Origin of the sequence: Inquilinus limosus MP06, from assembly GCF_000767795.1 — a bacterium.
Lineage (GTDB): Bacteria > Pseudomonadota > Alphaproteobacteria > DSM-16000 > Inquilinaceae > Inquilinus > Inquilinus limosus_E.
The window spans coordinates 1-6,306 of the sequence record NZ_JANX01000370.1 but is presented as its reverse complement, the minus strand read 5'-3'; the positions used below and the strand labels follow the sequence as shown (position 1 = coordinate 6,306).

Here is a 6,306-nt window from a genome sequence, read left to right as displayed (position 1 = left end):
GCGCTTGCCCGCGAGCTCGCGCGGATCGGCCGGGAAGGCGGGCTGCCCGGTCATCCGTGGATCTCCAGCGTCGCGATGCGGCCATCCCTGAGCCCGAAGAGATAACGCAGCTCGACCGGGCTGCCGGGGAACCGGCCCGAGACCCGGCCGGTCAGGACCGCGCCACCCTCCGTCTCGGCCACGGCGACCGGCTCGACCGCATACTGGTATTTCCGCTTCGCCTCGGCCTTCCAGACCAGGATGGCGTCCACGCCGCGGATGGTGCGGCCCTCGTCGCGGACCACCGCGTCGGCGGCGAAGCAGGCGGCCAGCGCCGCGTCGTCCCCGGCATTGTCGGCGGCGACATAGGCGGCGATCGGGTCGGGAAGCATGATCGTCATGGCGGATCCTCGGCTCGGGTTGCGTGAGGCCGAGGATGGGAATAGGATTTCTCGATGGCAAGTACGCACGGAAAAGTAAGGTACTCACCCGTAGGTGAGCGACTGGCCTACACCCCGGGCTCCGCCGCCGCCGGCGTGGAGCAGGCGCTGAAGGTGCTGGAGGGCCGGTGGAAGCTGGTGATCCTGTTCCACCTGTTCGGCGGCAAGCTGCTGCGCTTCTCGGAGCTGGAGCGGGCGATCCCGGCGATCTCGCAGAAGATGCTGATCCAGCAGCTGCGGCAGATGGAGGCCGACGGCATCGTCCGCCGCATCGTCCACCACCAGGTGCCGCCCAAGGTGGAGTACGCGCTGACCGATTGGGGCCAGGCGCTGTGCCCGGCCCTGGACGCCATCCTGACCTGGGCGGAGCGGCGGCCGTCCACCTCCGCCGAAACTGAAGCCCCGCAGGGAGCCTGATCATGGACGACACGCCGCTGGCCGGGGTGAAGGCCTGCGTCTTCGACGCCTATGGCACGCTGTTCGACACCGCGTCGGCCGCCCGGCGCCTGGCCGGCGAGATCGGCGACAAAGCCGGCCCGCTGGCGGCGCTGTGGCGCGAGAAGCAGCTGGCCTATACCTGGCTGCGGGCGGTGCAGGGCCGCCACGCCGATTTCTGGCAGGTCACCGGCGACGCGCTGGATTTCGCGCTGGAGACGCTCGGGATCGACCGGCCCGGCCTGCGGGACCGGCTGATGGAGCTGTACCTGACGCTGGAGCCTTATCCCGAGGTGCCGGAGGTGCTGCGCCGGCTGCGCGCCGCCGGGCTGAGGACGGCAATCCTGTCCAACGGCACGCCGCGGATGCTCGAGGCGCTGGTCGCCGGGGCCGGGCTGCGGAGCGCGTTCGACGCGCTGCTGTCGGTGGAGCAGGCCGGGGTCTACAAGCCGGATGCGCGCGTCTATCAGCTGGCGCTCGACAGCCTGGGCCTGCCGGCGCGGGCGATATCGTTCCAGTCCTCGAATGGCTGGGACGCCTATGGTGCCTCGGCCTTCGGCATGCAGGTGGTGTGGTGTAACCGCGCCGGGCAGCGGCCGGAGCGCCTGCCCGGCGCGCCCGACCGCGTGGTCGCGACCCTGGCGGCGCTGCCGGCCCTGGTGGGGGCGTAGCGGCTGATCGCTTCAAGACAAGTCACGCTTCTGCGTTCCTGCCGAGGGACGGCAGAGTGCCGATCCTCCTCCGATTGCCTCTCCCGCAAGCGGGAGAGGCAACACAATGTGCGGTCCGGCTAAGCGCCGCAGTCCTGGGCGTAGCTCTGCTGCTCGTCGGCGACGATCTGCTGGTGGTCCTGCAGGTCGGAATCGCGCAGCCGCAGCTCGGCCTGGCAGGTCTTGTAGATGTCGCCCAGCCTGACATAGGCGTCGACCAACTTCTTGTGCGCGGCGCATTTCTCCGCCTGCGGCGCCGCCAGGCTGGACAGGCGCGCGGATTGCAGCGGCGGGATGGCCTTGGTCTGGGCCATGAAATCCTCGTTGCAGCCGGCGAAGGCGGGCACGGCGAGCAGCGGCACGACGGCCGCGGCGAGAAGGAACGGCTTCACGACACGCATCTCCACCCTTCGGGATCCCGCGTCCGGCGACGGCGCGCGGGCGGCGAGAGAAACCCGCCCCGGCGGGATTCGTTCCGGTCGCGGCCCGGACGGGCCGGTCAGCCCCGCGCCGGGCCGGTCGACCCGCGCAGCACCAGCTCGGTGCCGAAATGGATCTCCTCGCGGCCGCGCGGGTCGATCAGCAGCTCCGCCGCCGCACGCCCCTTCTCGACCAGCGGCTGGCGGATCGTGGTCAGCGGCGGCCGGGAGGTCGCGGCCGCGGCGATGTCGTCGAAGCCGATCACCGAGACGTCGCCGGGCACCGACAGGCCCTGCCGCGCCAGCCAGTCCATGGCCCACAGCGCCAGCCGGTCGCAGGTGGCCAGGATCGCGGTCAGGCCCGCCTGCCGCCGCATCAGCCGGGGCATGCTGCGGTCGATCGACTCCGCCTCGAACAGGCATTCCTCGATCGCCACCTGCCCGGCCGGGATGCCGGCCCCGGCCAGCACCTCGAGATAGCCGTGGAGCCGCTCCCGGCAGGCGGCGTAGATCGAGTCGCGGATGCGCCGGGCCGACACCGCGCCCTCGCGCTGATCCGGCATCAGCTCCATCGACAGCACGCCGATGCGGCGGTGGCCGAGGCCGAGCAGGTGCCGCGCCGCCGCCGCCGCGCCGCTGCGGTCGGCCACGGTGACGGTGCGGCAGCCCGCGACCAGCGGCTGGTCGACCGTCACCACCGGCAGGCCGCGGCTGCGGATGATGTCGAGGACGCCCGGCTCCTCCTCCATGCAGTACATGATGAAGCCGTCGACCGCGGCCGAGCCGAGGGCCTTGCGCGCCGCCTCGACATTCGCGGCGGCGTAGACCGAGATGCCGCGCCCGGTCTCGTCGCACACCGCGGCGACGCCCTGGATCAGCGCCAGCGCCGCCGGGTCGCCGAAGGCGTAGCCCAGCCCCTCCGGGATCATCACCGCGACCGTGCCGATCTGGCCGGTGCGCAGCATCCGGGCCAGGGGATCGGGGCCCTGGTAGCCCAGCGCCTCGGCCGCCTCCATGACCTTGGCGCGTATCGCCTCGCTGACCCGCTCGGGGTGGTTGAAGACGTTGGAGACGGTGCCCTGCGCCACCCCCGCCGCAACGGCGATGTCGCGCAGGCGGGCCCTGGGCTTCGGGGCGTCGGGCTTGTCGGGCGGGGCGTCCTCGGGCATGCGGGCAGCCTAGCGCCGTTCTTGAACCGATTCAAAAATTCCTTGACGACGGATCCGGAGAGCGGGATTATGAATCGATTCAAAAAATCGATTCAAAGGAGGCCGTCATGTCCCTCATGACCGGATTCCCGCTGGTCGCCCATCTGATGCAGATCCGCCTGGGCGGGCGCTTCGGGCACCTGCCGCCGTCGGTGGCGGCGGAGCTGGAGGCCTTCGCCGCCGCCGAGGAGGAAGCCGCGCACCCGGCCCCCCAGCCCTCGAAGCCGGCCGCCCCGCGCCGTTCCTCGGTGCCCGCGCCGGCGCCATCCCTGGCCTTGCGCAAGGCGTGCTGAGGCCACTCTCTGCCTCCCGGATGCGGATCGAAACAAAATGTCTTCAGATCCGCATCCGGCGCAACTCTGTCATGAGATAGGTCAGTCTCATTGACATAAATCGGCCCGCCATGGTTCGGTCGGGGAACGGCGCCGGGACAGACGCCGCGCCCAGGAAGACAGGACCAGACCGATGACCATCGGCGAGACCCATTACGCCGCCCGCGCCGGCCGCATGCGCGCTTCCGAGATCCGCGAGCTGCTGAAGCTGCTGGACCGGCCGGGCGTGATCTCCTTCGCCGGCGGCATCCCCGACCCGGCGCTGTTCCCGGCCGAGACCATCCGCGCCGGCTACGAGGCCGCGCTGGCCGCCGGCGACACCGCGCTGCAGTATTCGGTCAGCGAGGGCTATGCCCCGCTGCGCCAGTGGATCGCCCGGCACATGGGATCGATCGGCGTGCCCTGCGATGCCGACAACATCGTCATCACCTCGGGATCGCAGCAGGGTCTGGACTATCTCGGCAAGCTGTTCCTGTCGCCCGGCGACACGGCGCTGGTGGGCTGGCCGACCTATCTCGGCGCGCTGCAGGCCTTCAACCCCTATGAGCCGCGCTACGACCGGCTGGAGCCGGAGCACGGCAATGCCACGCCCGAGGCCTACCGCGCGTCGGCCGCGGCGGCCGGCAGCCGGGTGCGGCTGGCCTATGTGACGCCGGATTTCGCCAACCCCTCGGGCGAGACGCTGAGCCGGGCGGCCCGGGAGCGCGCCCGGGCGCTGGCGGACGAGCTGGACATCCCTTTGGTCGAGGATTCGGCCTACCAGGCGCTGCGCTATGACGGCGAGGATGTGCCGCCGCTGCAGGCGCTGGACGTGGCGGCCAAGGGCGGCATCGACCGCAGCCGCGTGATCCATTGCGGCAGCTTCTCGAAGACCCTGGCGCCGGGGCTGCGCATCGGCTGGATCTGCGCTGCCCGCGGCGTGGTGCAGAAGCTGGTGCTGACCAAGCAGGCGGCCGACCTGCACACGCCGACCATCAACCAGATGGTGATGCACCACGCGGCCGAGCACGCCTATCCGGCCCAGGTGGCGAAGATCCGCGCCGCCTATCGCGACCGGCGCGACCGCATGCTGGCGGCGCTCGACCGCCACATGCCGGCGGGGGTGAGCTGGACCCGGCCGCAGGGCGGCATGTTCATCTGGGTGACCCTGCCCGAGCATCTCGACGGCGCCGAGCTGCTGGCCCGGGCGGTGGAGCAGGGCGTCGCCTTCGTCCCCGGCCGCGCCTTCCACGCCGACGGCACGCTGGGCAACACGCTGCGCCTCTCCTTCTCCCTGGCCGGGCCGGAGGCGATCGAGGAGGGCATCGGCGGCCTCGGCCGCCTGATCGCCGGCACGGCGCAGGCGGCGGCCTAGTAGATCCCCGGCACCATGCGCCAGGTGCGCCGGCGGTAGGCCTCGTACTCCGCTCCGAACTGGTCGGCCAGCAGCCGCTCCTCGGCCCGGATGCGGGCGATCAGCGGCACCAGGTTCAGCAGCGCCAGCACCACGCCGGGGACGGAGCGGAAGGCCAGCGCCCAGCCCAGCGCGCCGATCATCAGACCGAGATAGCTGGGATGGCGGATCACGCCGTAGATCCCGCCGGTGACCAGCCGGTGGCCGGGCTGGATCGCCACCAGCCCGCTGAACCGCCGGCCGAGCACGAAGACCGGCCAGAGCCGCACCAGCCCGCCGCCGGTGAACAGGGCGACGCCGAGCCAACGCAGGACGTCGCCGTCCAGCGTCCAGACCTCCATCCGGTCGGTCCAGGCCGGGACATAGGCGGCGAGCAGCCCGAGCCCGGTGAAGGCCGCCAGCACCCAGCGGTTGCCGCGGTCCTCGCGCTCGCCGCCGCTGAGATTGCCGCCGGTGAACAGGCTCGCGACCGTCAGCACCACGGTGACCACGACCAGGGCGATGCGGGCCGGATGGGCGAAGAAGGCGGCGACCCCGCCCCAGCCGAGCACGGCCAGGCCGAGATAGACCGCGGTGCCGAGCACGGCGGCCAGCGCCAGCTTCGGCGATGTCGGCGAGCGATCCATCCGGCAGCTCCACGGATCCCGCAGGATTCAATGCCGGACGGGCGGCCGATGTTCCGGCCGGGCCGGATCAGGCCTCGGCGTCGTCGTCCCGGAAATACGGCTCCACCGTGCCGGTCTTCTTCACCGTCAGCGGGTTGCCGCGGCGGTCCAGCGCCTTGCCCATCGACAGCAGGACCCAGCCCTCGCTGACGCAGTATTCCTCGACATTGGTGCGCTCGGTGCCGTTGAAGCGGATGCCGACGCCGCGGCGCAGCGCGGCCTCGTCGAAATGCGGGCTGTTCGGATTGACCGACAGGCGGTCGGGCGGGGTGTCGGCCATCGGGGACCTCCGGGCTGTGGCGGCGGATGGCGGGTGATAGCCGTGCGCGGCGGCGCTGACAATGCGCGACACGGATGCTATCGGGTGGGCCAACCGACAAAAAGGGAGGCGAGGCCATGCTGTTCCATGTCTGCAGCTACACCGGCGCATCCGGCAACGGCGAGGGCATCACCCTGTGCCGGCTGGAGCCGGAATCCGGCCGGCTGGAGGTGCTGTCGACCGTCGCCGGGCCCAGCCCGTCCTGGCTGACCTTCGCGCCGGACGGGCGGCACGCCTATGCCGTCAACGAGATCGACGACTTCGGGGGCGCGGCGCAGGGCGCCTGCACCGCCTATCGGGTCGACCGGGACAGCGGCGCGCTGACCGCGCTGAACACCGTCGGCTCCGGCGGCACGATTCCGTGCCACGCCAGCGTCCATCCCGGCGGCCGGCACCTGCTGGTGGC

At 71.7% G+C, this 6,306-nt stretch carries 10 protein-coding genes; 5 read left to right on the top strand and 5 right to left on the bottom strand.

Annotation, left to right across the window (positions count from 1 at the left end; all coding sequences use genetic code 11):
- Positions 1–50: 50 nt before the first annotated feature.
- Entirely contained in the window at positions 51–380 is a 330-nt protein-coding gene (locus P409_RS23195) for a nuclear transport factor 2 family protein (protein ID WP_034844280.1), read from the bottom strand.
- A 54-nt stretch (positions 381–434) separates the two neighbouring features.
- On the opposite strand from P409_RS23195, the gene P409_RS23190 reads away from it, so the two are divergent.
- Both P409_RS23190 and P409_RS23185 read left to right on the top strand, forming a co-directional pair.
- Positions 435–836, top strand: a complete 402-nt coding sequence (locus tag P409_RS23190; protein ID WP_052121252.1) for a winged helix-turn-helix transcriptional regulator — start codon at positions 435–437, stop codon at positions 834–836.
- Positions 837–838: 2 nt separating this feature from the next.
- Entirely contained in the window at positions 839–1,525 is a 687-nt protein-coding gene (locus P409_RS23185) for a haloacid dehalogenase type II (RefSeq protein ID WP_034844277.1), read from the top strand.
- A 119-nt stretch (positions 1,526–1,644) separates the two neighbouring features.
- Here P409_RS23185 and P409_RS23180 read toward each other — a convergent pair whose 3' ends face one another.
- Both P409_RS23180 and P409_RS23175 read right to left on the bottom strand, forming a co-directional pair.
- A complete protein-coding gene (locus P409_RS23180; protein WP_152613502.1) occupies positions 1,645–1,956 on the bottom strand; it encodes a hypothetical protein in 312 nt (103 codons plus the stop codon).
- Positions 1,957–2,063: 107 nt separating this feature from the next.
- Positions 2,064–3,152, bottom strand: a complete 1,089-nt coding sequence (locus P409_RS23175) for a LacI family DNA-binding transcriptional regulator (protein WP_052121250.1) — start codon at positions 3,150–3,152, stop codon at positions 2,064–2,066.
- Positions 3,153–3,259: 107 nt separating this feature from the next.
- On the opposite strand from P409_RS23175, the gene P409_RS23170 reads away from it, so the two are divergent.
- A complete protein-coding gene (locus P409_RS23170) occupies positions 3,260–3,484 on the top strand; it encodes a hypothetical protein (RefSeq protein ID WP_034844271.1) in 225 nt (74 codons plus the stop codon).
- Between the two features lie 172 nt (positions 3,485–3,656).
- Positions 3,657–4,877 (top strand): aminotransferase-like domain-containing protein, encoded by a 1,221-nt coding sequence (locus tag P409_RS23165; protein ID WP_034844270.1) that lies wholly within the window; start codon positions 3,657–3,659, stop codon positions 4,875–4,877.
- On the opposite strand, the gene P409_RS23160 is transcribed toward P409_RS23165, so the two are convergent.
- Complete coding sequence (locus P409_RS23160; protein WP_034844267.1) at positions 4,874–5,542, bottom strand: methyltransferase family protein; 669 nt, start codon at positions 5,540–5,542, stop codon at positions 4,874–4,876. The genes P409_RS23165 and P409_RS23160 overlap by 4 nt on opposite strands.
- Before the next feature lie 67 nt (positions 5,543–5,609).
- Positions 5,610–5,861, bottom strand: a complete 252-nt coding sequence (locus P409_RS23155) for a DUF3297 family protein (RefSeq protein ID WP_034844264.1) — start codon at positions 5,859–5,861, stop codon at positions 5,610–5,612.
- A 116-nt stretch (positions 5,862–5,977) separates the two neighbouring features.
- Between P409_RS23155 and P409_RS23150 the strand changes: the two genes are divergently transcribed.
- On the top strand, positions 5,978–6,306 hold a 329-nt coding region (locus tag P409_RS23150), incomplete at its 3' end, for a lactonase family protein (protein WP_034844262.1).